The organism is bacterium (assembly GCA_030649025.1).
GTDB lineage: Bacteria > Patescibacteriota > Minisyncoccia > JAUYLV01 > JAUYLV01 > JAUSGO01.
Genome location: JAUSGO010000022.1, coordinates 1 through 26598 on the forward strand (window position 1 = coordinate 1; position 26598 = coordinate 26598).

A 26598-nucleotide genomic window follows, 5' to 3' on the forward strand; every position below is an offset into this window, starting at 1 on the left:
ACGACCGGATTCAGCACCGGAACGACGTGGAACGAGGGTGACGTGGAGTACTACTACACGCCGGTGTTCGCAGTCGAACAAGGTCCGTACTCGCATTCCGACTCGTACCCGGTCAACGGAGGCACGCTCACCTACTAAGACTGAACTGAATCCCTTTAACTTGCTTGTAACTGGTTAGAGGAAGATCAAGCCCCTCTCGAAAGAGAGGGGCTTGATGCGTTTTAACGAGCTCACCCCGCACTTATCGCGATAAGTGCGGGGTTGTTTTTGCGGATACTTTTATGTATGCTTGACCCGTTAGAGATCCGATGCCTCCGGCATCCGCAATTGTCCATCCGGAACAAATATATGTCTTATTCTCGCACTGCTCCAAAACTAATATCTGCTCTTGCCGTATTGGCACTGCTCACCCCTCTCCTGGTTTGGGATCGGACGCTTTACCCCTTTGTGTTCGGTAAGGTGTGGCTTTTTCGGATTTTGGTCGAGGCCATGGCGGTGTTGTACATGCCGCTTGCCGCATCAAACCCCGAATTTCGTCCAAAAAAGTCTTTTGTGTGGCTTGCGCTTTGTGTATTTTTCCTTTCCCTTGTCCTCTCAAGTATTTTCGGAGCAAGCTTCTCAAAAAGCTTCTGGTCAAATGCAGAGCGGATGGAGGGGTTATTCGGCATTTTCCATTACATGTTTTTTGCACTGATACTTTCAGGAATTTTTAGAATGAAACCAGAGCGGTTTTATGGTCTTATGAAAGTGTTCCTGGGTGTTGGAGTTCTTTCCATCGTCGCGGGAATTTTTAGAGCCCTTGACACCGGCTACTTGCGTCTTGAGGGTACTGCCGGGAATCCTTCGTTTTTTGCCTCACTCTTGATTTTTGAAGTGCTATTTGCCGCATTACTTGCTTTGCATGCGCAATCACGAAGGGAGAAGTATATTTATGGCGCCCTTGCCATTGTTTTTGCGGTGGGAACTTTTGGAACGGGAACGCGCGGCGCGTTTCTGGGTCTTGCGGTTGGCTTTTTGATTTATGCGGCGCTGATGTTATTTGGCAAAATGAGCTTCTCCAAGACCCGAATAGCTTATATTGGCGCAATCCTGCTTCTTGTCGCAGGCGGTGTTTGGATATCAAAGGGCCGCGATATCTCGCTTTCCGATCCGAACGTACGAAGCCGCCTTACCGCAATTCGCATAAGCGTCTCGGCGTGGCGCGAACATCCATGGCTAGGGTGGGGTTTTGAGAGCTACAATGTCGCGTTTAATAAGCACATAGACCCGAAGCTTATCAGCGAGTTCCGGGCTCGCCAGTGGTTTGACCGTGCCCATAACAAAATGCTTGATATGCTGGTGATGGGCGGGATTGTGGGTCTTGCGGCCTATCTCCTGTTTTTAGGTTCGCTTGTTTGGGCGTTCTTACAGACACGTAGAAAATCTTATGAAGACGGGAAAGCAGCTTTTATCGGCATCGCAGGCCTTGCGGCATATACGGTTCACAATCTTTTCGTTTTTGATGTACACCAATCATATCTTCCGCTGTTTTTGCTTATCAGCTTCCTTGCGGCATCAACGGAGACCAAAAAGGGTTTTGGAGATAGTATGCATTCGGCTGTTGCGCGTATCACATTCCAAAATTCAAATTTCAAGGTTCCCATGAGCACTTCTTTGCTTTTTGGCATCATTCTTTTCATCCCGCTCTTCTGGTATGCGTCGGTAAAACCGTTAAGAGCGGCAATGGCGATCTACAATGCTTTTAGCCTGGATCCATCGCTGAATGCCAGGGCCCCAAAGAATATTTCCCAAGACATACGGGTACGTGCAATTATTGGCGAGTATCAGATAGCGATTGCTCAGAATTCGTATGTGACCTGGGAAGCGCTTTTGCTGCTCGAGCGGTATTATGTAGGAGAAGTGCGGGCAGGAAATATACCCGTTGACGAAGAACTGCTTACCTATTTGGCAGATAGGCTTTACGAAGCGACATATCGTGAACCGCTTAAGTACGAAGCGTATCTCGCCATAGGGGAGATATTGAATATTCGTGCGAGTTTAGGGGATGCAAAGGTGTACGAAGAGGCCGGAGAGGCCATAGAGAAAGCTATAGCGCTTGCGCCAAACGTTCCGCGCGTGTGGTATGCGAAAGGAACGCTGCTTTTCGGCCTCAAAAAAACCACAGAGGGCATTGAAGCGTTCAAAATGGCTGTGGCCTTAAATCCAGATATCGTTGAATCGCACATAACCTTGGCTAACGCATATCTTTTCTTGAGCGAGTATCGAAATGCCGCCGATGTTCTGGATGAGGCGCAAAAGAAGGGATATGAACCCGGGTCCGTTTCGGAATTCAAACAGTTATTTGAGGCATACAGTGAAACGGTGCAATATGAAAAAGTGGAAAAGGTTCTTTTACGGCTTATTGAGCTGGAACCAAAGAGCGCCAAGTGGCATGCGGTGTTGGCGGCAACTTATAAGGGCATGCAGAGGTACGGTGATGCGAGGAGCGAGGTGGCGCGTGCCGTGGAGCTCGACGAGTCATATGCCCGCGAAGCAGAAATATTTTTGAAAATGTTGCCAAAATAAGGGAGTATCGGGGTTGATTGCTTTTAGGCTGTTCTGTTATACTTATCAACATGAAAAAAATCATCTTTTTTACTTTTCTATTTTTCGCCTTGGCAACCGTTGTCCGTGCCCAATATACCCCCTCTGTGCCGGGGTCTCTTGGCATAGGGAAGGTCACGCCTTCAAGCGTTGAGTGGACATTTAATCTCAACGGGGCCATGGTAACGGAGATCCAGCTTTTTGTGGGGGATGAAACTTCTCCGCGTGTCAAACAGGCCGTCGCTAATTACGCAACAAGCATTGTGGAGACGGGGCTTACGGCAAATACCCGCTATGAAAATCGCAAGATACGGGCGATGTATTACGGTACGCCGGGTCCATTTTCGAATACATTTCCCGCAGCGCTTACCTTGCAGAAAATTCCTACACTTGTTTTCGAGCCGCTACCGCCGAATAACATACTTATTCGAACCGAAGGAGACGCAGGCACTGGAGAGGGCCTAACCGCATGGCAAGTGTACAATGTGACGCAGGGTGAGCTGCGTGGTTTGGTGAGCACCCAAAATCTTCAACTTGGACCTTTTGAATCCGGCAAAACTTATGTGTTTAAAGTCCGGGCGCAAAATGTCGATGGCATGTTGACGGATTGGTCGAGCGGGATAAGTTATACGATGCCGGGTCCGCTATCATCCTCTCCATCCCCCTCGTCAAGCGCGAACCCGCAGGCCGGACAGAGGATAGTGCTGAAGCTCGGTGTCTCAGCCCTGAATGTACGAACGCTGCCAGCTATTTCGGGCAGACGGATCGGCTACATGAGGCCCAGCCAAGAATTTGAAGCTCTTGAGACGCAGAATGGATGGTATCGGATTCAATTTACTTCCACGGTGCAGGGTTGGGTATCAGGGAAGTATGTGCGGGCAAAATAAAGGGTATTAAACCTTGTATTTTCGGCACTCGCTCGGAAATACAAAAGAATACCTTCGTATTTCGCTCGACTCGCTTGAAAATAGTTTCTCGCGAATAAGAAAACTCCCCCACTTAGGCGGGGGAGTTTTTTTATTTATAGCAATATGGCTAGAGTAGGTTCTTTACTTCTTGTATCATGCGATCAAGCTTGAATTTCTGCTCGACGGTTTCTTTGGCGTGTGAGGCGAACTTATCTCGAAGGGATGCATTATTAAAAAGCTCCGAAATTGCCAGTTGTAGGGCTTCCGAATTTCCCGGCTCTACCAACATGCCATTCTCGTCGTTTTTGACGATTTCAGGAATGGCTCCGACCGAAGTTGCAATAACGGGAATTTCGGCCGCCATTGCTTCAAGTAAAACCCACGGGAAACCTTCTTTGAGGGAGGGGAGGACGAAGATGTCAAAAGCCTTTAGATATTTCCAGGCTTCGGGTAGGTGTTCCGCCAGAAGAACAACGTCTTGCAGGTCATGTTTTGCGATTTCTGATTCGATATGTCGTCGTTCTCTGCCGTCGCCAATGATAACGAGCTTGACGCCGGGATGGGTTTTATGAATTTCTGCCATTACTTCAATAAGCACGGGCAATCCTTTTGTTTTATAGAAATTAGCGATACAGCCAATCAGTTTCTCAGAAGGAGGCACGTTAAGCCTTTTTCTTGCTTCGTCTCGCGCGAAGAACTGCAGGGAAGCAGGGTCAATGCCATTGTAGATTGTGACGAGCTTCTCGCGCGGCTTTATGCCAAGACGCTCTGCCTGAGCGGCATCATGCCGGGAATTGACGATAATCACGTCTTTCCATCGCGCGGATATTTTTTCAGCCGTAAGATACAATTTACGCAAGAACCACGATTGCGGGTCATTGAATGCCCATCCGCCGATGCGGTATACGATTCTTGGGGTACGAGCCCAGCGTCCCGCCAAACTTCCCAGAAAGCCGGCCTTAGAAGAGAGCAAGAAAAATACATCAGGCCTTTCACGCCTTAAAAGCCTGAAAATCTCCCATAGGCCCAAAAGGTCGTATACAGGGGAAATATCGCGCCTAAGCCATTTTAAGGGCTGTACGGTGACATGTTTATCCTCCAGGACGTCCAGAAGCTCCCCGGGCTTGGAAGAAACCAGACTCTCGTATTTAGCCGTATCAAGATGGGTCGCAAGCTCCAATAAAAATCTTTGCGCCCCACCAAATTCAGATTGAGTAATAAGAAATAGAATTTTCTTTTTTTTTGTCTCCAGCATATTCCCACACTACCACGTCTTTTCTTTTTACTCAAAATATGGCAAAATAGGCCCATGCGCATCCTTATTACCGGCTCATCAGGAGAAATAGGAACAAATCTTGCCATTCGCCTGAAAAAGGAAGGGCATGAGGTTTTTGGCGTGGACCGCAGACCCAACAGCTGGACCGATGCGTTTCCTTATATTCTTCAGGATCTCTCGGGACGTTTTGTGAACTTCAAGGGCGGTATCGGAGACCAGGTGTATCCCGAGAAGCTTGATGTGGTGGTGCATCTCGCGGCAAACGCAAAGGTGCACGAACTCATTGCCGAGCCGTGGCGGGCCTTTGACAATATTGCCATAACATTCAACGTGGCGGAATTTTGCCGCCAAAACGAACTTCCTATTATTTATGCAAGCTCGCGCGAAGTGTACGGAGATGTTCACCGGTATTCCACGGAAGAATCGCAAACCCATATCTCGTATACCGAATCAACCTATTCGGCAAGTAAAATTTCCGGAGAAGCTCTCGTGTATGCCTATGCCCGGTGCTACGGCATGCCGTATCTGGTGTTTCGTTTTTCTAATGTGTACGGACGATACGATAATGACCTAGAGCGTATGGAACGCGTTATCCCGCTTTTTATAAAAAAAATATCCGCGGACGAACCCATTGTGGTATTTGGAAAAGAAAAAACGCTCGACTTCACCTACGTTGATGATTGCGTGGACGGTATTGTGCGAGGCATAGAAAAATTGGTGTCCGGAAAAGTGAAGAATGAAACCATAAACCTTGCCTACGGGCAGGGGCATACGCTTGGAGAGCTTGTGGAATATATCGCAAAGGAACTTGGCAGAAATCCGCGTATATCCGAAAAACCTTCGCATGTGGGCGAGGTCACGCATTATGTCGCGGATATCTCGAAGGCGAAAAAACTTCTTGGATACGAGCCAAAAGTAGCGCTGTCCGATGGTATCAAGCGGGCCATTGCGTGGGGAAAGGAGTGGGAAAAGAAGAAGGGTAGAGGGTCTAGGGTAGAGGATGTAGGAGATGAAAGAAAATCTCCTGTGGATTTTAGTACCCTCACCCTTAAACCCTCACCCCTAAACCCTCTTCGAATCCTATTCTTCTCGGCGTTTTTCCCGCCGTATAGAGGCGGAGCCGAGGTGTTTGTGGAAGAAGTAGGCAAGCGGCTTGCAAAAGTCCACGAAGTTATTGTGGTGACATCCTGGCTGTCTCGTTCTCTTCCACGGCAGGAAACTATCAATGGCATGCGCATTGTGCGCATGGGTCTGGGCACGAAATACGATAAGTTCCTGTATCCGATTTTGGCGTTCGTGAAATCGTTTTCCATTCCGCATGATATTGTTTACGGAGTATTGGAAAGTTATGCGGGCATTGCCGTTGCGCTGTACAAGGTCTTTACATGGCGTCCCGCCTTCGGCGAGGCTCGCCCAGCAGGGCGGCCGGCTATTCTCAATTTGCAATCCGGGACGCTGGATGACTGGAGGCGCGGAATAGGATTTAACCTGTTTTTCCGGCGTTTCATTCATACAATGCCCGACGCGATACACGCGATTTCCCAGCATCTTGCGAGCCGCGCGCGTTGGCTTGGTGCGCGTCGCGTCGTGGTCATCCCGAACGGTGTTGATCTTGCTCGTAGCATTGTTCATGTCACAAAAGACTCCAAGAAGATTATTTGCGTAGGAAGACTTTTTCCTGTGAAAGGCCAGGATGTGTTACTCGACGCAATGCCGTATGTGCTGAAGGAATTTCCAGATGTGAAGTTATATCTTGTCGGTGATGGGCCGGAGCGGGAGAGATTGGAGACGCAGGTGAAGATGCTCGGCATCTCCAGAAGCATTGTGTTTAAAGGGAATCTTCCGCATCACGATATTCCCAAAGAAATTGCGGCATCCTCGATGTTTGTGGGGGCTTCGCGCAGGGAAGGACAGGGCATTGCGTTTGTGGAAGCGCATGCCGCGGGAACCGTGGCTGTAGGCACGGCCGTTGGCGGGATACCCGAAGTTATAGAGGATGGTCAGACGGGTCTTTTGGTACCGCCCGAGAATCCCCAAGCTCTTGCCGGGGCTATGCTTAAGCTTCTGCGCGAGCCGTTGCTTGCGCGTCAGCTCGCCGAAACCGCAAAGAAACGCGTCCTGCGCTATGACTGGGAGAGGATTACCGGGGAAGTTGAAAAACTTATTGCCGAAACGATAGCATCGCATGAATGAAAGGCGCATCAATATTATAACCAGCGTGTACTCTCCCGAGGTTGGTGGGCCGGGGGTGTATCTTGCGTCGCTGAAAGAAGTGCTAGAGAAGCGCGGATATGCCGTTGCTGTTTTAGTACGCCCCGGTTTTTTTACCCTGCTTTCAAAAATTAAAAATAACGATGTGGTGCTCGCGCATGCCACGCCAAAAATTTTGCTTCCAGTTTACATAGCGCGTTTTGCAAAGAGATTTTCACTTACCATAAGGATTGGAGGAGATTTTTTTTGGGAACGAGCGGTTGAGGAGGGGAGATATTTCGGGACATTGCGCGACTTCTATCGAAGTCGTAATTTCCAATTTCCAATTTCCAATTTCCAAACCTCCGCTCCGCTCCGGGTTGCCATTCTTTATTGGGTGATGAAGTTTTTGTTGCGGAGAGCGGATGCTGTCGTGTTTACTGCATCACTTCTGCGCGATATCTATGTGCCGCTTTTTGAGCTTGATGAGAAAAAGGTGCATACCATAATGCATCCGATTCTAGAATTACGACCTATAAGTTCATCCTCAACCAAATCCGTAATCCGAAATTCGCAATTGAATAATTCTTCGCAAACAAAATCCGCCATTCGACTGCTCTATGCGGGAAGATTTCTCAAATTGAAAAATCTGCATATGTTGCTTGAAGTTTTTGCAGAAGCAAGGAAAAAACATCCGAACATTCACCTGACACTTATTGGGGAGGGCCCTGAAGGCGAAGCCCTAAAAGCTATAAGCCATAAGCTAAAAGCTGGGGATGCTGTTATATTCAAAGATCCTACGAGTCATGATAACATCTTAGAAGAAATGAGCCGTAGCGACTTGGTAGTGCTTCCCTCGCTCTCCGAAGTAAGTCCCAATCTGCTTACCGATGCTCTTGCCGCCGGCGCTCCCGTGCTTGCAACGCAAGAGAACGGTCTTTATGGGATTTTCAAGGAGAGTGCTACATGGTTTAATCCGATGTCAAAAGAAGATTTCTCGGCAAAGCTCGAAGCCTTGCTTGTTCCGGGAGCTCTTGATGAACTGCGCGAAAAAAAGAAGACCCATCTCCAGCAAAGAACATGGAGCGAGGTTGCTGAAGAATATGAGAATGTTTTTCAGCAGTCAGTTTAGTATCTGTCGGCAATTTTTTATTATGCATTCTCTAAAAAAACTTATCCGAAATATATTTTTTGCCTCCTGCGTAATCGTGGACAAATTTGTTCCCTCACGCGGAGTGCCGATATTTTTATATCACTCTATTGATAATTCCGGCTCCCCCATTTCCACGACACCGCAGAATTTTGCCTGGCAGATGGCGTATTTAGCTCGCCACGGATGGTTCACCATGACGCTCGACGAACTGCTCCAGCTCATGAAGGCAAATCGAATTCCCAAGAAGCGTTTTATCATCACGTTCGATGACGGATTCCGCAACGTCTTCACGGAGGCGCTTCCCATTCTGCAAACATTCGGTTTTACCGCAACGGCCTACATTGCAACCGAATTTGTCGGGCGTACCAATAGTTATGTGACCGCGCGGATGCCAGAATTTCCCATGATGACCTGGGACGATATTAAAACTTTGCGGGAAGCCGGGTGGCAGATAGAATCGCACGGGCATACGCATACGAACATGCCGGAACTTGAAAACTCCAAGGTCTATTGGGAGCTTCAGGTATCGCGGGACCATCTGGAAAAACATGCCGGTATACGCGCAAAACACTTTTGTTATCCACGGGGGAAGTACACCGCCTCCATCGTGCAGGCCGTGAAAGACGCCGATTACAAAAGCGCTACATCAATTCATGTCGGTCTGGTACGCGCAGGGTCTGACCCATGGATTTTGGAGCGCCTTCCGGTGAACGATCGCGCCATCCCATTGCACTTCAAGGCCCTTCTCACAGAGCCTTATAGCTGGTTTGCAAGCGTCCGAAGGATGATTATAGGAAGATATTAGGCATGGCTCATAATACTCCTCAGTGCGCTACGCCATATATCTCGCTTATGGTATAATAGCTATATGGGTATTTTTGGTTCGTTATTCGGAGAGAAGGGAGAAAAAGGAAAGCATTATGCTGCTCTTGAAATTGGGTCAAGAAAGTTGCGCGGACTTCTTTTTTCCCATGGAGAAGGAGACTCGCTGGTTTTAGAAGAGCTTGTGCAGGTACCCTACGAGGAGCGCAAAGGCCGCGCGACGGGGCTTCTTACAGTGGATGCGGGCGCCATAGAGCGCGCGGCAAAAACGCTTCTGGAAAAACTTCCGAGATTTGCCAAAGTTCGGAATGTCTCGGTAGGGCTTGGAGCGGAGTTTCTCCGCAGTATAACGTTTCGGGCTGTTTTCGAGCGCGATGAGCCGAAAGAAAAGATTGATGCGGCAGAGCTTAAAAATCTTCTGGAAAAAGCGGAGCGGGCAAGTCGCGAGAGTATCGGAGAGAAACTCCTGCGGCAGAATGGCCCAGAGGTGAATTTGCGGCTTGTCTCTTCGCGCCTGGAAGAAATACTCATTGACGGCTATGGCGTGAACGATCCGGTTGGCCTTGCGGGAAAGGAAATAGAAATCGCTCTTTTTAACCTCTACACCGAGGAACCTCATCTCGAATTTCTTCAAGCCATAAAGAAGCTTCTCGGGATTAAGAATCTCTTTCCGCGCTCATTGCCGTACAACGTGTGTCGCGCCCATGCGTCTTTTGCACCGACAAGTTTGCCCTACTCTGGTATTTTCATCGGCGTTGACGAAGCTCTCACGAGCGTCTCCGTTGTTTCAAAAAACGTGTTTTTAGGGATGAAACTTTTTTCAATCGGCAGAAATCTTTTTACGCGCAGTATTGGGGAAAATCTCGGCTTGGGTTTTAAGGAAGCCGAAGACATGCAGCGGCAGTATGCAGGAGGGAAATTGAGCGTGCAGGTGAGCCGTAAAATTTCCGGGATTTTGAAACGGGCTTCGTCCGTTTGGGCGACCGGCGTGGAGCTGGCCTTGGAAGAATTTTCACAGGCCTTGGAGATTTTTCCGTCCGCTATATTCGTTTATGGCGAAGGAGCCGATCTGCCGGACCTGATCAGGGTGCTTAACGAGACCGATCGTTTTGCGCAAATACCGTTTTTGGAAAAAAGAACCCCCGTCGTGCTTGCGCCAGCAGATCTACCGTTTTTTAAGGGAGATAAGGATTTGAAAAAGTTTTCCGGAATCTCAACTTCAAGCGCCGATACGCCGATATGCTGTCTGGCCTATGTCTCCCTGTTTGATACGGGTCCGTCTGGCGAACTGGCACGCATTGTGCAACGCGCAACAAGACTGGCATACTCTTAGAAGAAATTCAAAATGCAAAACTCAAAATGCAAAATTTTGGAATATCGTGAAAGTTTTTCTTGTAAGAAAAACCTTCACTCCTTAATTTTGATTTTTGACTTTTAATTTTTGAGTTATTTGAATGGCTCCCACTCCCCACATTTTATATGCACATCGCGAAGACGAGATCACCTCATTACTCGACGCTATCGACGCGCAGGATGCCCCGGAAGTGCTTCTTGTAGTTCCTCGGGAGGCGTTGTTGTTCCGCGATCTTCTGAATCTCAAACTTCTCAAACGCGAATGCGAAAAGCTCAATAAAAAACTCACGATTTCCACCCAGGACCCCTCTGGCGCGGGTCTTGCAAAAAAAGCTGGTATCGCTGTTGAGGTTATCTCCGAAGGAGAAAAATTCTTTGAAGAATGGCCCACCCAGAGAGGAAGCGGAAAAGGGGGGTCTCTGGTTTCACAGCCTTCAGAAGTTCCACAAATTGTCAAAGGCCAGCAGATACCCATATCAGTTAACTCCTCACCTTCTATGACTACCAAACCTTCTCCGGACCAGTTTAATTCCTATGTGCAAAAACCCAGCCTCGACTTGTCTCGGCGAGGCGGGCGAGGCCGGGCGATGGACGTCATGCCGTCGACAAGAGCTACTGATGCTGCGCCGCGAAGATCTGTCCAAATGCCATCTGCTCCTTTGGCACACGGTGCTTCCGAAGAAAAACCTATAAAGGAAGAGATTTATCAAGAAGAATCTTCCGGGCGTACGCCGCGGCGCATTGGAAAAAAATTCTTTATTTGGACCTTAAGCGTTCTTTTGGTGCTTGGGATTTTAGGAGCGGGGATCAGATATATAAAGCCTTCGGCTACCGTTACCATCTATCCCAAGGAGGATGCCGTAGAATTTGAAATGGACCTTTCGGGCCGCACAGAAATTTCTTCAGTCGACATCGCAAAAGCTGTTTTGCCTCTTGAACGATTTCTGGTTGAGGAGACGACCGCAAAAGAATTTCCTTCAAGCGGCGATCGCGAGGTGGTAAGTAAGGCTCATGGCAAACTTACCGTATACAACGCATTCAGTTCCTCTCCGCAGCCTATTGTCGCCACGACCCGGTTTCTTTCAGAATCGGGAAAGCTCTTCCGCACGCCCAAAGCCGTTGTTATTCCCGGTGCAAAGGTAGAGGGCGGAAAATTGACGCCGGGGTCCATAGAGATCGAGGTTGTGGCGGACCAGGCAGGAGCCGAGTACAACATTGCTCCTTCTCGGTTTTCCATTCCCGGATTTAGCGGGACGCCCAAGGATGGAAAATTTTATGGAGAATCCCATGAGTCTCTGACGGGAGGGTTCAAGGGTTCCGGGCGCGTGGTCGAGAAAAAGGATATTGAAGCGGCGCGCTCAAGCCTTATCTCCGGAGAATCAGATCGTATGAAAGAGGTATTGCGCAAGAAATTCCCTCCGGATCTTGTCTATAGCGAAGGCGCGCTCCTTGTTGCAAGCACTGAAGTAAGCGTCTCTCCAAAGGAAGGAGAGCCGGGTGAGAAATTTACGCTCACGGTTCATACAATCGCTCAAGCATATCTTTTTAGAGAGCAGGATGTGTTGGCGATCGTTGAGCCGAATATTACCGAAAACCTTGGCGGAAAGTACCGCACCCTGCCCGATACCCGCAAAATTTCCTATACGGTTCGGCAGCTTGATGCCGCTCTTGGCCGTCTTGCGCTTACCGCACTGATAAGCGTGCGAAGACAGGCAGTCATCGATGAGGGCGATCTTCGTTTGCGGCTTATAAATTCCGACATTGATCAGGCAAAAGCCTTTTTTGCCGAGCAGAATCATATTGACCGGGTTAATCTCTCGCTCTGGCCTTTCTGGTCACGACAGCTTCCGGCAGATTCAAGCCGTATCAAGGTTATTACGGGGAAGAAATAGTATAAGGTCTCATCCCAGTGAATTTAAAAAAGGACCCTTTTTGGGGTCCTTTCGGTTTTTGCGGTATTTCGCGGGGTCTGTTATCTTCCGCCGTTTTCAAACTTCGGCGTAAGCACGACGAGGTCTCCCGCCTGAAGCACGGTGTCGCCATTGGATGCGCGTTCGTTCACCGTAGCGCTTCCGTCCGCCTTTTTGGCGCCGCCCACGGTCTTGAGCGCGTCTTCAACGGTCATTCCCGGGGTAAAGGGGAGGGCATGTGATTTGTCGCCGATAGTGACCGTTACCGCATTCGAATGCGGAGGAGCGACGGCAGTGGCGAGGGGGATTATGGGGGTTGCAGTTTTCGGTTCTTCCAATAGTGCCGATCTCATAAGGGTTTCTCCTTTTTTGTGGTTAGGATTTTTGACGCTCTTCCTGGCGGATGAGCGTCAAATTCTTGAGGTTGAAAACCAGACGTTGCCAGTAAGGCTCTTGCATGAGCCAATGCGTAAGTTGCGAGCCGATGAGCGAGGCGATTGCCATGTTCACCGGCAGGAATGCGTCGCAAGCAAGGTCCGGGTCGATGTCTTGCGCCTCGTGAAGATGTTTTTCGTAGAACTCAACATCCTCGAGGCAGGAGGGACGGACAGTATGTATTTCCATCCATTGGCCTTTTGTACCCACGCCGGTTCGTGCGTCGAGATAAACTGGAATTTTGCTGTTCCAGGCTACCTTGCTCCAGATGGCTTTGCGGGATTCCATGGAATCGACGCCCGAGATGACGATGCCGCTAAGTGTCGGGAGCGATTCGTTTGGAAATGAGCAGGCGTGTTTCTTTATAGCAATTCCGGTCAAGCATAGCACGCGTTCATGCGCCGTGTCAACCTTCGGTCTGCCCGCGTCCGTCGGTCCCCACAGGAGATGGTTTGGCACGTTATGGTCCTCTATGGCATCCGAATCGATGAGCGTGATATTCTCAAACCCGATCTTGGCAAGCATCAATGTTGTCGGACTTCCGATGCCTCCTGCGCCGATGACGGTTACGGGAAATACGATGGCGTCTATAGGCAGGATGCGCTCTTGTCTGAAGTGGTTCATGTCTTTTCCTCCGTTCTTTCGCCAAGAATCTGTTCGACCGGTAAGATGACTGGGTCTCCCTCCGGCATTCGGTGAGTGTTTTTACCCAGAATGCTTTTTGGAGAAGGAATGTGAAGGCCGGCTACGCGCCATCCCTCCCGCACATGTTGATTGATGTCGTCTCGGCACTGTTCGGTCAGGGTTTCATCTGCTACGTTCATCCGGACAAAAAGCGGCAGAGCTAGGGCAATGCGCAGGGGACGGTACACGTCGAGTCGGCATCGGTAGTCGCCTTGCTTGTTAAGTACAAGGCTTACCATCCAGTCGTAGTATCCTTCGTAGTCGGCAATCGTTCCGAGGTCCGTATGCGAGAAATATGCCGGCATGGAAACGTGCGAATGCCATTGAAGGCGTATGTGCGAAGGGTCCTTGCCCTCGCGTATCATGCGGCTCACCAGGCAGTTGTACGCCATAGAGTCTGTTTCGGCGTGTCCTCCGGAGACGCGCTGGTCAAGGATGAAAGGGTTTGTGATATAGAGGGTGCTTCCTTCAACTTCCACGATGCCAAACCCGTTTATCTCGAGCGGCATAAGATCTACGTAGCACTTGATCTTTTGCAGCGCTTCGAGTGTGATGACTGCCCGGGGGAAACCCGTAAGTATCAGGTCTTCTCCCGAAGGAACCGGTGCTTCAACAAGCGCAGCTCGCGTTACCCTTTCGCCGGATTCAATTTCCATGGAACCTCCTTAAAATCACGTAATTTATTTTTATCATTTTTGTTGAGGTGCGTGATGCTCTTGAGTATGTGCACCACCGCCGAGGGGATATCGCGCTCGGCAAGAAGATTATTGATATCGCCCGTGAGATTGCCGAAGCAGAAACCGCCGTCACTTCCATAAGGGTAATCTACTTCTCCATCTCCTTTTGCCAGATTGCGGATGTAAATGCCAAACCCCTCGCCAACGTTCCGGATAAAGTCGATGCGGAAGTTCCCTATCTCAAAGAGGCGTGAGTCGTACATGATGTAGAGCGTATCGGTAAAAACCGATATGCATTCGCCTTCCACGTTTATTGCCATAACATCAGGAAAATCCTCCAGGAGCCGGAATGCTTCTTCGAAGCGAGAAAGTTTCTCTGGGTCGGGTTTCGGAGGAAGCTTCTCCAGCTCCTCCTGGTCGCGTTGCGCAACTGCTTCGTTACGTTGCGCCCCCGCTAGCTTTGTGCCAAGCGACTGAAGGTCGCCTCTGACGCTGCGTATATTCTCCTCAAGGCTCACAGTCGTTCTCCGGGCCTCCTGGACGCGGTTTGCCGCAAGCATTTTCTGCAGGTCAATATCATACCATCCCAGAATTCTTATCCACTGCTCCCGTATCGCATCGCGCCTTGCGCGAAGTTGTGAAACGCGCGCGTCGGATGAAATTATTTTTTCACGCCTCTTTGTGTCGGTGCGCGCAAGGGACGATGTTTCCAGGATCGTCTCGGGTTTTTTTGAGTTTGCAAGCCATCTCGGGCGAGGCAAGTCCTGAAGAGGCGGCACTGGTTCGACTTCCGGGATAGAGAGAATTCTGCCATTAGCGAGTACATGCCGGAATGTGCGCCTGAAATTCACGAACCATCCTTCTACGTGCCCCCATGTCCACCCCGCGCCGATTATGACAGCGAACACGATTATGGCTCCTATGGTGCCGGGGAAAAGCACTAATCCCCATGCGTACGGCCAAGGTTTCTTAAGAACATCAGGTTCGGGGCCATCATCGAAAATATACGCCAGGACCACAATAAGCGAAAATAGCGGATAGAAAATCCACAAAAGCCACCAGTCGACATTTTTCCAGTATGAGTCCCAAGACGGTTCGGCACGAAACGCTTTTTCATACGGCAGGCGTCCGCGCATGACAGCGATAACGGTCTGGGTCTCTTCGCGGACTATTTTGCCGTATGCGGTAGTTTCATGCACAAGAGATTTGTCCAGAATGAGGGCAAGCTCATTTGCGGAAATCTCTTGAGGAAGCGTTCGAAGGATAGCCGCCACGTTGTATGCATCACTATTCTTTGTTTGCGCTGTCGGCGCTACCAGTTCCTTATAGAAATCGTTACGATCTCTGATTGAGGATGCATCTACAAAAAATTTAAAGGCGTAAATTCCAAAGCAGAGCACTGCCACAATAAGAGCGATGAGGCCGCTACGGATAAGTTTCTCGAGAAAAGCCCTATGCTCGTTTTCCATTTCCCAATCTCCTTTTCAGTCTTTCGGAATATAACTCTTGTAAAAGAGCCTTGCATCATAACAAAACATAAGTTGAACGTCAAGAGCAACGTGTACTTGCTTTTTTAAGGCCAGGCTGTTAACATATTAATTAACGACAATGGGATAGTAGCGGACTTGAAAAGCGAAATGTGGGCTTTCTTAGGTAGCAAGAAAGCTCGTTTTCTTTGTTTTTTTGCCGGTTGACGGAAAAAGAGAATATTGCTATACTTCCCCCTGTATTTTTAATGCCCGAAAACGCACTGACTCGAAAAGAAGGATTAGTTTTAGAGGCCCTTCCGGGGGATCTTTTTAAAGTGCGTTTTGAAGACGGGGCAGAGGCCTTAGGATATCTCTCGGGGCGCATGCGCATGAACCATATCCGAGTGTTGCCCGGGGACAAGGTTGATGTTGAGTTCTCGCCGTATGACCCGAAGAGGGGGAGGATCGTGAGAAGAAACTAGAGAATCACGAATTTACAGATACTACACGAATGTACAGATTCACGAATATTCGCGAATTCGCGTTATTCGCGTGGTATTCGCATCATTCGTGATTAGCGCAAGCATGAAAGTTCGTCCGTCTATAAAAAAGATCTGTTCCAAGTGTAAGGTCATTCGTCGCAAAAAAACATTGCGTGTAGTTTGCGCAAACCCCAAGCATAAACAGAGACAGGGCTAAGACAGCTTATGGCTTCCGGTTCCTAGCTTATAGGAAAGTTTCTTAATTCCTATCGGCTAAAAGCTAAAAGCTAAAAGCTATACAACGTGGCTGTCGTTCGCATCTCGGGAGCAACGCTTCCTCCCCAAAAACATATCGATGTCGCACTCGCGACGCTATACGGTGTCGGCAGGCCTCTGGCCCAGCAGATTCTTCGTTCGCTTAATATTCCTTTTAATGTCAAAACTGATGCGCTGGATAACGCCCAAGTCAGCGCGTTGCGCGAGATTATCGAAAAGAAATATCCGGTTGAAGGAGAGCTTCACCGAAGGATTATGATGAACATTAAACGGCTTAAGGATATTGGTTCATACCGAGGTCTAAGGCACTCCAAGGGGCTTCCGGTCCGCGGACAGCGGACGAAAACAAATTCCCGAACACGACGGGGTAATGTGCGCCGCACAATGGGAAGCGGCAGGAAGTCGGCCTCCGAAAAAACCTAAAATGCTCGTCTGTCCGATTTTTCTCCACCAAGAGGGAGACCGTTTCAACACCCCTAAATTAAAAGTGTAAGACTCCCTCTTGAGTTCCGAAAAATCAGACAGACTCGATCTCATGTTTTTCTAAATTTTTGATATATGGGAAAGAAAAAAATTTTTGCGCCGACAACGGAAGAATCGCTGAAAGAAGGCGAGGCGCTTGAGGCGAAGGCCGCAAGCGTAAAGGAGCGGACGTCTTCGGTCCGACGGTCGTACTCGCAAGGAATTGCTCACGTTCACGCGAGCTACAACAATACCATTATTTCTTTGACGGACACGGATGGCAACGTTCTGGCGTGGGCTTCAAGTGGCGCGCTCGGGTTTAAGGGTCCGAAGAAAGCAACGCCGTATAGCGCTATGCGCGTTGCCGATGCGCTTGCTTCAAAAACCATGAAATTAGGATTGCGGGATATTCGAGTGGAGGTCAGTGGCATTGGAGCTGGACGGGAGGCGGCTTTGAGAGGGCTTGCTGCTGCCGGATACAATATTCTTTCCATTGAAGATACAACGCCTTTGCCGCATAACGGATGCAAACCGCCAAGACCCAGAAGGGTATAAATCAAAAGTCAAAAATCAAAAGTCAAAATTAAGGAGTGAAAGTTTTTCTTGCGAGAAAAACTTTCACGATATTCCAAAGTTTTGCATTTTGAATTTTGCATTTTGAACTTGCTAAGTATGGCTCGCTATACCGGTCCAAAAGATAAAAAATCGCGCGCAGCTCAAACAAAGCTCTTCCTTCGCGGAGAGCGGGATTTTTCGCCTAAATCGGGTTTTACCCGCCGCCCTTATCCGCCCGGCATGCACGGATCTAAAAGGAAACGTCCGAAGTCCGAATTCGGAACGCAACTTCTGGAAAAGCAAAAAGTAAAATGGGTATATGGAATTTTAGAACGCCAGTTCCGGCGTTATGTGGAAGAAGCAACGCGGCACAAAGGCATAACCGGAGAGATGCTTGTGCAGAGGCTCGAGCATCGTCTTGATAATGTTATCTATCGTACGGGATTTGCGCCCTCAAGGAACGCAGCGCGTCAATTGGTGAGCCATGGCCATATTACGGTGAACGGCAAAAAGGTTTCCATACCTTCCTTCGAAGTTCGTATGGGCGACGTTGTCGGCATCCGCACACTAAGCCGGCCAAAGAAGATTTTTGGCGAGCTTACACTTCGTTTGAAGAAATATGCACCGCCGTCATGGCTATCTCTGGACAAAGAAAAGCTTGAAGGAACGGTCAGCGGGGCTCCCACAATTGCGGATGCGGCCATTCCCGCGGATATTCAGAAGATTATTGAGTTTTACTCTAGATAACAAATAACAAAAAACAAATAACAAAAAACAAATCTGCTTCCTGCTATTTGCTACTTGTTATTTGCTGTTTGAGATATGCAAATCATTCTTCTTCCCGAGCCTCCAAAAATTGTTAAAAAGAAAGGGAATCGGGCACAGATACATATTACGGGATGTTCTCCCGGTTACGGCATGACGCTGGGAAATGCCCTGCGGAGAGTTTTACTTTCATCGCTTCCCGGGGCAGCCATCACCGGTATTAAAATAAAGGGTGTTTCGCATGAATTTGTAGCGATCCCGGGAGTTATGGAAGACGCAACCATTCTCATGCTTAACCTAAAACAGGTTCGATTTTTGATGCATGCAGAAGAGGGGACTTTTCGCGTTACTCTCTCAAAGAAGGGCAAAGGAGAGGTGAAGGCGGGAGATATCCAGACTTCCTCGGATCTTGAAGTCGCCAATCCCGAGCTACATCTTGCAACCCTTACCTCTGGCGATGCGGAGCTGGAAATGGAACTCGAAGTGGAGAAGGGGCTCGGATACGTTCCTGTTGAAGAACACCGGAGAGAGAAGGTAGAAGTGGGTCTTATCGCACTGGACGCGCTTTTCTCGCCCATTAAGAGGGTTAATTATGAGGTTGAAAACATGCGAATCGGCGATCGAACGGATTTCAACCGCATTCGCTTCGATATTGAAACCGATGGCACCATGAGCCCGGAAGCCGCGTTCAGCCGTGCAGTGGAGATCCTTGTCGAACATTTTGAACGGCTCAGAGAGCTTCGGGGAGCAGATGCGCTTATCGATGTAGCGGGTGCAGAATCTTCTCAGGAAGGCATGGGGCCGAAAGGAGAAACGGAAAAACTCCAAGGGGTAAGTTCATCGACTGAGGAAGGAGGAATTGCGGATTTGAAGCTGAAAACAAGAATAGCTCATGCTCTTGAGACTGCGCATCTAAGAACCATTCAGGATATAACGGCGAAGACGGAAGACGAATTGCTTGCGACCGAAGGCCTTGGAGAAAAAGCGGTGAAAGAGATTAAGAAAGCCATCGGGAAAATGGGGTTGACGTTAGCGGAGAAGAAGTAAACAGCGGAACGAATCCCGTTAGAGGCCGCGGTCGCTAACGAGGGTCTGCATGAAATAAGATTTTTAACGAATTTTTAATAGTTTATCAAGGTGTTTCGGTTGTAAAAGACCGCGACCTGCCTCTAACGGGATGAATAAACGTAAAGTTGGACGGACATTTTCAAGAAAACGAGACGTACGCAAGGCTTTCTTGCGCGATCTTTCGCGCTCCATGGTTTTGCATGGAAGAATACAGACAACCGATGCGCGCGCAAGGGAGCTAAGAAGAATTGTGGAAAGGCTGGTAACGCACGCCAAGAAAGAAACGCTTGCGAGCCGGAGGTATCTCGTTGCGGCTCTCGGCAAAGATGTTGCGAAAAAATTCATTGATGAGACGGAAAAAAAGTTTTCAACAAGGAATGGCGGCTACACACGTATCATAAAACAAGAGTCGCGTAAGAGCGATGGGGCAAAGCTCGCTATTATCGAATTTGTTTAAATCATTATTCATGAATTCGGAATCCTCTCAAACTACTATAAACGCTCAAGGGAAAATGCTTGGACGGCTCGCAAGCCGGGTTGCATATCTCCTGCAGGGCAAAAACCTTCCCGCATACCGGCCCGAAAGAAGAGAAAGCGCAATGCTCACTGTCTATAACGTGGATCAGGTGGGCTTGAGCGGAAAGAAAGCCGCCTACGGCGTGCGCATACATCATAGCGGTTATCCCGGTGGCCTTAAGCGTATTTCGGTAAAAAAAATTCTCGAAAAAGATCCCCGCATATTACTGAGACGGGCGGTACACGGCATGCTCGCGCATAATCGTCTACGTTCTCGACTCATGAGAAGGCTCACGCTTTTGAGGGGGTCTTTGGAAAAATCCCAGGACAAAAAATTTGATAAGAACCCGTAATTGAGGAAATCACATATGAAAAAAGCGCAGATCAAAATATCTAAAAAACCAGGCCTAGGGAAAGAGTCCAAAAAGGCTTTGCCTAAAAAAACGGCTGCTTCAAAAAAAACAGCAGAAAAAAAATCTGCTGAAGGATCGGATCTTTCGCAAATTCCGGCGGCAAGCTCTACGGTGAAAAAGGAGGTTGTGTCGGTTGCTCAAAAGCCTTCTGTAGGATTAAAACCGAAGCCCGAGAAGTATTTTGAGGGATTGGGACGCCGCAAACGGGCAACGGCCCGGGTCCGGCTCTACACTTCAAATCCGCAGAATTCCGCAGAAGCGGGAAATATTGAGGTAGAAGGCAAACCGTATAAAACATACTTTCCAGGCGAACGGCTTTTCCTCATTGTTGAAGATCCACTCAAGAAACTGAAGTCAATGAACCGTTTCCGCGCGACGGTGCGTGTTGCTGGCGGAGGCACTCATGCGCAAGCCGAAGCCGTCCGGCACGGCCTTTCGCGCGCACTTACTCTTTTTGATCAAAACTTCCGCAAGCGTCTGAAGCGTGCCGGATTTTTGAAGCGCGATCCTCGCGAGAAAGAGCGCAAGAAATACGGACTGAAGAAGGCTCGGCGTCGTCCGCAGTGGGCAAAGAGGTAGAGTAGTTTTTATTGCCCCGTCTTCGCCCATCCATACGAAAAAACACAATCAAAGCGCCCCAGCGGGCGCTTTGTTGTTTGGCGCTCGGCATTACTCGTCCCGGAGTACCGGGACACCATGCCCGCAATGCCTCCGCGACATTTTTCGTTTATGGATAGGCTCGGAGGCAATAAAAACTAAAGAGAGAGGTATGTTTTATAAGGAGTTCCGCTAGCTCACTGCCCTTCGGGCAGATCGGCTTTGCCGATTGAGCCAGCGATTTTAGTATTTACAGTCGTTTTTTTAGTTTCCCAACTGCCGATTTTTTGTTTGAAAACAAAAGTGCGGCACAATGGATGTGCCGCGCTCTCTTTTTCGAGAGTAGTTAGGACTTAGCCATGGTCTGGATCTTCTTCCAACGTCTTTCGTTAGATGAAAGCCATAGCAGGAAGAGAGTGAAAGGATAGAAAACTGTCGCTCTTTTTCCGGATGGCCAGGGCTTTCCCTGCGTGAAAAGAGATGCGGCAATGTGTGGTATGGCGATAATGTAAACCGCAAGACCGCCGACGTAAAGACCAAACAAAAACACCAAGATTGTGAAGATTGTCAAGGCATTCTCCTTTCTATCAGCATATGAAACATAGCACGGTGTTTCATTTCTGTCAAATTATTAAATTACTGGCTCAATCGCGAAGCGATTCCGCAATATGTGGACGAGTCAGCGGAACTCCTACTTAAAAATATTTTCTTTCTTTTTAGGTTTTGTTGTATGTGAGCATGGTTATATAAGAAAAGCGTCTCGGAGCGCCGTGAGCATGGCTTCCCGCCAAAGACGGGAATCGCGGCGCGAGAGCCGAGCAGTGTTTTGTCGCAGGACAAAACGACCGCGACTTTTCGGTGTAACCATGCGAACAACAAACAATAAAACCTTACTTCTCTTCCGGTCTCCAGGAGAAGAATGCAAGATGTTCCTGGGCCGTGAAGAAAAGGCCTTCACGCGTGATGGAACGAAGCGCGATATCCCCATTGCGCACAAGTTCAATAGTGTTTCGCTTACCTCCCCGATCGTCCAATTCAATTGCAAAAAGGCCGTCAGGCACGGTGTAAAGAATATAGTCTCCGGATGTTGGGTGCCACTGTGCTTCTTTTACGCCCGTCCCGAATCGCCCAACAAGCATCACTTCGCCGTTTTTATGAATCGGTTGAGTGAGTATATCGTCAAAATAATGCACCCATAGCTCATTCCATGTTTTCGTAAGCATCTTTTTCCCGTCCGGAGATATTCTGAAGGATTCTACGCCTTTTTGTACATCCCGAAGCTTGCCGTCCCTATCTGCGAGCCGAACCGTTCCGTCTTTGCTGCCCTCGGGAATGACGAGAAATGCCAAAGCGTTATCCGGTAGCGTTTCAATAAAAAGTTTCGCGGGGACGGTGCGTCCATCAACAGGCATAGTGGATATCTGGGTTTTTGCAGTACCATCGGCGGTATACGCAAAGAGCATTGGCGGATATCCCTCTAATGTGTAAAGCCTGTCATTGTGAACGGCAAAACCCCATGCCGACGCGCTTGCGCGCGTTGGGATCTCACTTGAGAGGTTTTTCCATCGCCAGAGCGTCTGATGGGCATCAAGGAATACTACGTGCTCTTTATCTGTGAAAGCCGCTTTTTGCAGTTTGTCGGACGGACTGGGGAACTTCGGCATGGCGCGCAGATCATAGGGTTTGTCGAGTGATACCGTAAAAAGAGAAGGTAATGTTCCCTTCCGTTCCTTTTTGAACATGAGCGTTCGGTCATCCGGAGAGAATGACTCCAGTGTAGTTTTTGGGTTTAGGGAGGCGCGCGTCTGTTTTTTTTCGGCATAAACCGTATTTTGTTCCGAAGGCTTCTTAGTATTGATAAGTACTATCCAAGAGGTAATACTTCCCTCGCTTACCACGACAGCTTCTTTGGCATCCGGAGAGACGAGCGAATCGGCAATACTTGTGAAGTACAGGGTTTTTGGTTTGGACTCGGCAAAAAGGAAAATAGAGCGGGCTTCGGTCACCTGGCGGGGACGCACGGTGAGTTTTTTGACCCACGGCACATAGCCGAGTTTTTCCACGCGGACGTCATACTCGCCCGGTAAGATATTGGAAATGAGACTGGGTTTTGTGAGCACATCTCCAAAAACACCTGGCGTATAGCCGCGTTTTATGCCATTAACCGAAATAATTGCGCCTTCCGGATCTGATTTTATAAAGATCGCTCCGGTGGCAACGAACTTTTTTTTGACAAAATCAAACCGATATCCGCGCGCAAAAAGCACGAGTGCGGGGGATGTCACGGCAAATACGATAAAACAGCTCCAAAATAATATTTGTCGGGTCTTTCGTGTCATTATACCCTATGATACACTAAAACCATGCCGCAAGAGAAATTCGTCATTCGGGGAGGCAAAAACCTTTCCGGAACTATCAGGGTCAAGGGGGCGAAAAATAACGCCCTCAAAGTTTTAGCCGCATCCCTATTGAGCAAAGAGCTGTGGACGATTACGCGCGTGCCTTTCGTGGAAGACGTCTTGCGGACTTTGGAGCTTTTGCGGGCGCTCGGCGTTGAGGTAAGCGACACGTTGTCGGGAGGAGATATTGTAACGCTCCGGGCGAAAAACATTATCTCAACAACGCTCGATACAGAAGTTTCCAAACGAATCCGCGCCTCCATGGTGCTTACCGGTCCGCTCCTTGCGCGGATGGGTGAAGTCGTGTTTCCGCACCCGGGCGGGTGCGTCATCGGCGAGCGTCCGATAGACATTTTTTTAAAAGGTTATGAAGCGCTTGGCGCTTCGGTAGAGTTGTCGAAGGGATTCTATCATCTCCGGGCAAAAAACGGCCTTCGAGGATCATCCATTTTTTTTCCGGTCGTTTCCGTGACTGCCACGGAAACGCTCATGATGGCTGCCGTTCTTGCCCGCGGCACGACCATGCTGAAAAATGCCGCAATGGAACCGGAAGTGGCGGCGTTAGCGGATTTCTTGAATGCGTGCGGCGCTCGTATTTCGGGGCACGGCACGCCCCACATCGCCATAGAAGGCGTTTCGGAACTTGGCGGCGGAACGTTTCAGGTCATTCCTGACCGAATAGAAGCCGGCTCTTTTGCGCTTATGGCGGGGGCAACCCGGAGCCGCCTTACCGTTGCCGATTGCAATCCGGCGCATCTTGACGCTCTCATCTCCTTACTGCAAGATACGGGAGTAGAAGTGGAGAAGACGGAATCGAGCTTAACGGTAGATGCCACGGGGCGCAAGAACTTAAAAGCAAGGTCAATTATTACACACGAATATCCTGGTTTTGTCACGGACCTGCAGGCGCCTGCCGCGGTATTTCTCACACAACTGGAAGGAGAGAGCCGGGTATTCGAGACTATTTTTGAAGGACGGCTCAACTGGACCCAAGAACTGGTACGCATGGGAGCGCGGATCACGGTCGCCGACCCGCACCGAATTTTCGTCAATGGTCCGGCACAGCTCCGCGGGCGGGAGATTACCAGCCCCGATATCCGCGCAGGCATGGCATTGATCATAGCCGGACTTATCGCGGAGGGAGAAACCACGGTCCATAATATTTACCAAATTGACCGCGGATACGAAAAAATAGAAGAGCGGCTACGAGGGATAGGGGCGGATATACAGCGAGTGAACGCTTAAAAATTCAAAAATCAAAATTCAAAAATAAAAATTTTTGAGTCTTGTGAAAGTTTCAGTTTATCAAAACTTTCACGCCTTCACCGTTTTGCATTTTACATTGTCATTTTCCATTTTGAGATTTACACTTTGAACTTTTTTATGCCAAAAAAACTCGGTATTGATCTTGGAACCGCAAACACGCTGGTATTCGTGCCCAAAAAAGGCGTGATTATCAATGAGCCTTCCGTTGTTGCGGTTTCCCGAGACGACAATCGCATACTTGCGGTGGGGAATGAAGCCAAAGAGATGCTCGGCAGATCTCCAGATTTTATCGTGGTTACGCGCCCTATGCGCGATGGAGTTATTGCAAATTATCGGGTTACCGAGGCCATGCTACGTTATTTTATCCGCAAAGCATCGGGTCCCATAAGCTTTTTCAAGCCGGAAGTGATCATATCGGTGCCGGCGGGCATTACGTCTACGGAACGAAGGGCTGTTATTGAGGCTGCTATATCAGCAGGAGCAAAGGCCGCATATATTGTAAAAGAGCCTCTGCTTGCGGCCATCGGGGCGGGACTTCCGGTACAGAATTCCTCCGGACATCTGGTGGTGAACATCGGTGGCGGAACAAGCGAGGTCGCAGTCATAGCGCTTTCCGGCATTGTTACCTGGGCATCGGTGCGTGTTGCGGGGGATAAAATCGACCGCGCCATCGTGGACTATATCAAACACAGCCACAATGTCGCAATCGGTGAGCGGACGGCCGAAGAGGTAAAAATACTCATCGGGGCTGCCGTTGAGAGTTCGGAGAATAGTGTTGCCGAGATTCGCGGAAGGGATCTTGTTGACGGCCTTCCTAAAACCATAGAGGTTACCACGAACGATATTGTACATGCCATTTCCGATGAATTGCATGACATTTTACGGACGGTGAAGCAAGTTCTTGCGCAAACACCCCCGGAACTTTCCGCCGATATTCTCGACAAAGGCATGATGCTTTCGGGAGGCGGAGCGTTGCTTCGCGGCATAGGTGAATTTTTATCACACGGTACGGGAATCTCTGCAACGGTGGCCCCTGAACCTCTTTTTTGCGTAGCCAAGGGCACGGGACATGTACTGAATAACCTTGAACTCTACAAACGTGCGGTGATGACCAAACGCTAGACTTTTGTTTTTGGCGGATTTCTTCGTTGACTGCTTCGGTGCTCGACGCTGTACTTTCTAAGTACAGCTTACTCTGCTCCTCGCAGGTCGCCTCGAACTCCGCTCAAAAACAAAAGCCTAGAAATCCGTGTGCTTATCGGTATCCATGCCAAAGCCTTATCTGAAACGTATCCGACGGGCGTAGGGTTCTACACACGGTATCTCTTGCAATACCTTTTGGGTCTTCCTGAAGCGGGCACGCACCGCTTTTTATTATATCTTGCCAAGAACGGAGCCGATCAATATCCGGCAAACATCACCAAGAAAATTCTTTCCTCTCCGTTTCTTTGGACCCAGAGTCGTCTTGCCATAGAACTTTTACTACACAAACCAGATGTGTTTTTTGTTCCCCAGCATGTGTTACCAAAAACCGCGCCGAAAAATTCCGCAGTGACTATCCACGGACTTGAATTTGAGCGATTTCCGGATCACTACGCATGGCAAGAGCGCATGTACTTGAGATGGGTGACAAGGGATGCCGTGAAGCGCGCCTCTTGCATCATTGCGGTGTCGAACGCGACAAAACAAGACCTTATGGAATTTTATCGCTTGCCGGAAGAGAAGATAACGGTTGTGCATCACGGAGCACCACAAAGAATATCCAATATCAAATATCCAATATCAAATAAAAGAATGGATACGCCTTATTTTCTTTATATCGGGAGGATTGAGAAAAAAAAGAATGTTGACGGTCTCATTCGGGCCTTCACGATTGCAAAAGAAAAATACAAATTACCGCATAAGTTGATACTTGCTGGTAGCATCGGCTTTGGATTTAGTTCTAAGAAGCTATCAGCTATAAGCTATAAGCTGAAAAATCAGATTGAATTTCTCGGTTATATTTCCGAAGAGGCGAAGTGGGAGCTATTACGCAACGCAGAGGCATTCGTATTCCCTTCATGGTGCGAAGGATTCGGGTTGCCTATTCTGGAAGCACAGCAAGCGGGTGTGCCGGTCATCACTTCAAACATCTCCGCGATGCCGGAAGTGGCAGGCCCTGGAGGGCTCTTCATTGATCCTTCAAGCCCCGAATCCATTGCCGAAGCCATGCATCGCATTTCCGAAGATAGAAAATTGCGCGAGAATCTTATCGCTGCCGGCTATAAGAATGCGCAGCGTTTTTCATGGGAGAAGTGCGCACAGGAAACGCTCAACATATTGATAAAACCATAGTCTTG

The 26598-nt window shown here is 49.0% G+C and carries 26 protein-coding genes; 19 read left to right on the forward strand and 7 right to left on the reverse strand.

Translation table 11 applies throughout. From position 1 onward, the window contains the following. Positions 1-348: 348 nt before the first annotated feature. Entirely contained in the window at positions 349-2565 is a 2217-nt protein-coding gene (locus Q7S09_02735) for an O-antigen ligase family protein (protein ID MDO8558078.1), read from the forward strand. Between the two features lie 50 nt (positions 2566-2615). After that, positions 2616-3470 (forward strand): SH3 domain-containing protein, encoded by an 855-nt coding sequence (locus Q7S09_02740; GenBank protein ID MDO8558079.1) that lies wholly within the window; start codon positions 2616-2618, stop codon positions 3468-3470. A gap of 148 nt (positions 3471-3618) precedes the next feature. Here Q7S09_02740 and Q7S09_02745 read toward each other — a convergent pair whose 3' ends face one another. Next, positions 3619-4746, reverse strand: a complete 1128-nt coding sequence (locus Q7S09_02745) for a glycosyltransferase family 4 protein (GenBank protein MDO8558080.1) — start codon at positions 4744-4746, stop codon at positions 3619-3621. Positions 4747-4800: 54 nt separating this feature from the next. On the opposite strand from Q7S09_02745, the gene Q7S09_02750 reads away from it, so the two are divergent. From Q7S09_02750 to Q7S09_02770, 5 genes are all read left to right on the forward strand, one after another. Beyond that, entirely contained in the window at positions 4801-6960 is a 2160-nt protein-coding gene (locus tag Q7S09_02750) for an NAD-dependent epimerase/dehydratase family protein (protein MDO8558081.1), read from the forward strand. Next, entirely contained in the window at positions 6953-8089 is a 1137-nt protein-coding gene (locus tag Q7S09_02755; GenBank protein ID MDO8558082.1) for a glycosyltransferase family 4 protein, read from the forward strand. Before Q7S09_02750 ends, Q7S09_02755 begins: the two co-directional genes overlap by 8 nt. A 22-nt stretch (positions 8090-8111) precedes the next feature. Then, positions 8112-8915, forward strand: a complete 804-nt coding sequence (locus Q7S09_02760; GenBank protein MDO8558083.1) for a polysaccharide deacetylase family protein — start codon at positions 8112-8114, stop codon at positions 8913-8915. Between the two features lie 63 nt (positions 8916-8978). Next, a complete protein-coding gene (locus Q7S09_02765; protein ID MDO8558084.1) occupies positions 8979-10265 on the forward strand; it encodes a hypothetical protein in 1287 nt (428 codons plus the stop codon). A 121-nt stretch (positions 10266-10386) separates the two neighbouring features. Beyond that, positions 10387-12177: a hypothetical protein gene (locus Q7S09_02770; GenBank protein ID MDO8558085.1), complete on the forward strand. Its 1791-nt coding sequence runs from the start codon at positions 10387-10389 to the stop codon at positions 12175-12177. 80 nt (positions 12178-12257) lie between these two features. Here Q7S09_02770 and Q7S09_02775 read toward each other — a convergent pair whose 3' ends face one another. The 4 genes from Q7S09_02775 to Q7S09_02790 are packed head-to-tail and all read right to left on the reverse strand — an operon-like array spanning position 12258 to position 15460. Then, entirely contained in the window at positions 12258-12548 is a 291-nt protein-coding gene (locus Q7S09_02775; GenBank protein MDO8558086.1) for a hypothetical protein, read from the reverse strand. A gap of 22 nt (positions 12549-12570) precedes the next feature. Continuing rightward, entirely contained in the window at positions 12571-13254 is a 684-nt protein-coding gene (locus Q7S09_02780; GenBank protein MDO8558087.1) for a ThiF family adenylyltransferase, read from the reverse strand. Further along, positions 13251-13970 carry a hypothetical protein gene (locus tag Q7S09_02785; protein MDO8558088.1) on the reverse strand — a complete coding sequence of 240 codons (720 nt, stop codon included), beginning with the start codon at positions 13968-13970 and terminating at the stop codon, positions 13251-13253. The genes Q7S09_02780 and Q7S09_02785 overlap by 4 nt, the downstream gene beginning before the upstream one ends. Then, positions 13943-15460: a hypothetical protein gene (locus Q7S09_02790; protein MDO8558089.1), complete on the reverse strand. Its 1518-nt coding sequence runs from the start codon at positions 15458-15460 to the stop codon at positions 13943-13945. Before Q7S09_02790 ends, Q7S09_02785 begins: the two co-directional genes overlap by 28 nt. 266 nt (positions 15461-15726) lie before the next feature. Here Q7S09_02790 and infA point away from each other — a divergent pair, with 266 nt between their 5' ends. From infA to rpsI, 9 genes are all read left to right on the forward strand, one after another. Beyond that, positions 15727-15942, forward strand: a complete 216-nt coding sequence (gene infA, locus Q7S09_02795) for a translation initiation factor IF-1 (protein MDO8558090.1) — start codon at positions 15727-15729, stop codon at positions 15940-15942. Positions 15943-16045: 103 nt separating this feature from the next. Next, complete coding sequence (gene rpmJ, locus Q7S09_02800) at positions 16046-16159, forward strand: 50S ribosomal protein L36 (GenBank protein MDO8558091.1); 114 nt, start codon at positions 16046-16048, stop codon at positions 16157-16159. Positions 16160-16245: 86 nt separating this feature from the next. Continuing rightward, positions 16246-16641, forward strand: coding sequence for a 30S ribosomal protein S13 (gene rpsM, locus Q7S09_02805; protein ID MDO8558092.1), 396 nt, complete (start codon positions 16246-16248; stop codon positions 16639-16641). A gap of 135 nt (positions 16642-16776) precedes the next feature. Continuing rightward, positions 16777-17235 carry a 30S ribosomal protein S11 gene (rpsK, locus tag Q7S09_02810; protein MDO8558093.1) on the forward strand — a complete coding sequence of 153 codons (459 nt, stop codon included), beginning with the start codon at positions 16777-16779 and terminating at the stop codon, positions 17233-17235. Positions 17236-17352: 117 nt separating this feature from the next. Continuing rightward, positions 17353-17982 carry a 30S ribosomal protein S4 gene (gene rpsD, locus Q7S09_02815; GenBank protein MDO8558094.1) on the forward strand — a complete coding sequence of 210 codons (630 nt, stop codon included), beginning with the start codon at positions 17353-17355 and terminating at the stop codon, positions 17980-17982. Between the two features lie 75 nt (positions 17983-18057). Further along, complete coding sequence (locus Q7S09_02820; GenBank protein ID MDO8558095.1) at positions 18058-19047, forward strand: DNA-directed RNA polymerase subunit alpha; 990 nt, start codon at positions 18058-18060, stop codon at positions 19045-19047. 130 nt (positions 19048-19177) lie between these two features. Then, positions 19178-19525 (forward strand): 50S ribosomal protein L17, encoded by a 348-nt coding sequence (gene rplQ / locus Q7S09_02825; GenBank protein MDO8558096.1) that lies wholly within the window; start codon positions 19178-19180, stop codon positions 19523-19525. Positions 19526-19535: 10 nt separating this feature from the next. Then, complete coding sequence (gene rplM / locus Q7S09_02830; protein ID MDO8558097.1) at positions 19536-19937, forward strand: 50S ribosomal protein L13; 402 nt, start codon at positions 19536-19538, stop codon at positions 19935-19937. A gap of 186 nt (positions 19938-20123) precedes the next feature. After that, positions 20124-20576: a 30S ribosomal protein S9 gene (gene rpsI, locus Q7S09_02835; GenBank protein ID MDO8558098.1), complete on the forward strand. Its 453-nt coding sequence runs from the start codon at positions 20124-20126 to the stop codon at positions 20574-20576. A gap of 364 nt (positions 20577-20940) precedes the next feature. Here rpsI and Q7S09_02840 read toward each other — a convergent pair whose 3' ends face one another. Further along, on the reverse strand, positions 20941-21165 hold the full coding sequence (locus Q7S09_02840) for a hypothetical protein (GenBank protein ID MDO8558099.1): 225 nt from the start codon (positions 21163-21165) through the stop codon (positions 20941-20943). Between the two features lie 319 nt (positions 21166-21484). After that, positions 21485-22933 carry a PEGA domain-containing protein gene (locus Q7S09_02845; protein MDO8558100.1) on the reverse strand — a complete coding sequence of 483 codons (1449 nt, stop codon included), beginning with the start codon at positions 22931-22933 and terminating at the stop codon, positions 21485-21487. A 24-nt stretch (positions 22934-22957) separates the two neighbouring features. On the opposite strand from Q7S09_02845, the gene murA reads away from it, so the two are divergent. From murA to Q7S09_02860, 3 genes are all read left to right on the forward strand, one after another. Next, on the forward strand, positions 22958-24238 hold the full coding sequence (murA, locus tag Q7S09_02850; protein ID MDO8558101.1) for a UDP-N-acetylglucosamine 1-carboxyvinyltransferase: 1281 nt from the start codon (positions 22958-22960) through the stop codon (positions 24236-24238). 138 nt (positions 24239-24376) lie between these two features. Further along, entirely contained in the window at positions 24377-25381 is a 1005-nt protein-coding gene (locus Q7S09_02855) for a rod shape-determining protein (protein MDO8558102.1), read from the forward strand. A gap of 129 nt (positions 25382-25510) precedes the next feature. Further along, entirely contained in the window at positions 25511-26593 is a 1083-nt protein-coding gene (locus Q7S09_02860) for a glycosyltransferase family 1 protein (protein MDO8558103.1), read from the forward strand. Positions 26594-26598: the final 5 nt, after the last annotated feature.

Bases quoted from the DNA above. Each gene is read 5' to 3' on its own strand.
- Q7S09_02735 (MDO8558078.1), top strand. From the start codon at position 349: ATGTCTTATTCTCGCACTGCTCCAAAACTAATATCTGCTCTTGCCGTA.
- Q7S09_02740 (MDO8558079.1), top strand. From the start codon at position 2,616: ATGAAAAAAATCATCTTTTTTACTTTTCTATTTTTCGCCTTGGCAACC.
- Q7S09_02745 (MDO8558080.1), bottom strand. From the start codon at position 4,746: ATGCTGGAGACAAAAAAAAAGAAAATTCTATTTCTTATTACTCAATCT.
- Q7S09_02750 (MDO8558081.1), top strand. From the start codon at position 4,801: ATGCGCATCCTTATTACCGGCTCATCAGGAGAAATAGGAACAAATCTT.
- Q7S09_02755 (MDO8558082.1), top strand. From the start codon at position 6,953: ATGAATGAAAGGCGCATCAATATTATAACCAGCGTGTACTCTCCCGAG.
- Q7S09_02760 (MDO8558083.1), top strand. From the start codon at position 8,112: ATGCATTCTCTAAAAAAACTTATCCGAAATATATTTTTTGCCTCCTGC.
- Q7S09_02765 (MDO8558084.1), top strand. From the start codon at position 8,979: ATGGGTATTTTTGGTTCGTTATTCGGAGAGAAGGGAGAAAAAGGAAAG.
- Q7S09_02770 (MDO8558085.1), top strand. From the start codon at position 10,387: ATGGCTCCCACTCCCCACATTTTATATGCACATCGCGAAGACGAGATC.
- Q7S09_02775 (MDO8558086.1), bottom strand. From the start codon at position 12,548: ATGAGATCGGCACTATTGGAAGAACCGAAAACTGCAACCCCCATAATC.
- Q7S09_02780 (MDO8558087.1), bottom strand. From the start codon at position 13,254: ATGAACCACTTCAGACAAGAGCGCATCCTGCCTATAGACGCCATCGTA.
- Q7S09_02785 (MDO8558088.1), bottom strand. From the start codon at position 13,970: ATGGAAATTGAATCCGGCGAAAGGGTAACGCGAGCTGCGCTTGTTGAA.
- Q7S09_02790 (MDO8558089.1), bottom strand. From the start codon at position 15,460: ATGGAAAACGAGCATAGGGCTTTTCTCGAGAAACTTATCCGTAGCGGC.
- infA (MDO8558090.1), top strand. From the start codon at position 15,727: ATGCCCGAAAACGCACTGACTCGAAAAGAAGGATTAGTTTTAGAGGCC.
- rpmJ (MDO8558091.1), top strand. From the start codon at position 16,046: ATGAAAGTTCGTCCGTCTATAAAAAAGATCTGTTCCAAGTGTAAGGTC.
- rpsK (MDO8558093.1), top strand. From the start codon at position 16,777: ATGGGAAAGAAAAAAATTTTTGCGCCGACAACGGAAGAATCGCTGAAA.
- rpsD (MDO8558094.1), top strand. From the start codon at position 17,353: ATGGCTCGCTATACCGGTCCAAAAGATAAAAAATCGCGCGCAGCTCAA.
- Q7S09_02820 (MDO8558095.1), top strand. From the start codon at position 18,058: ATGCAAATCATTCTTCTTCCCGAGCCTCCAAAAATTGTTAAAAAGAAA.
- rplQ (MDO8558096.1), top strand. From the start codon at position 19,178: ATGAATAAACGTAAAGTTGGACGGACATTTTCAAGAAAACGAGACGTA.
- rplM (MDO8558097.1), top strand. From the start codon at position 19,536: ATGAATTCGGAATCCTCTCAAACTACTATAAACGCTCAAGGGAAAATG.
- Q7S09_02845 (MDO8558100.1), bottom strand. From the start codon at position 22,933: ATGACACGAAAGACCCGACAAATATTATTTTGGAGCTGTTTTATCGTA.
- murA (MDO8558101.1), top strand. From the start codon at position 22,958: ATGCCGCAAGAGAAATTCGTCATTCGGGGAGGCAAAAACCTTTCCGGA.
- Q7S09_02855 (MDO8558102.1), top strand. From the start codon at position 24,377: ATGCCAAAAAAACTCGGTATTGATCTTGGAACCGCAAACACGCTGGTA.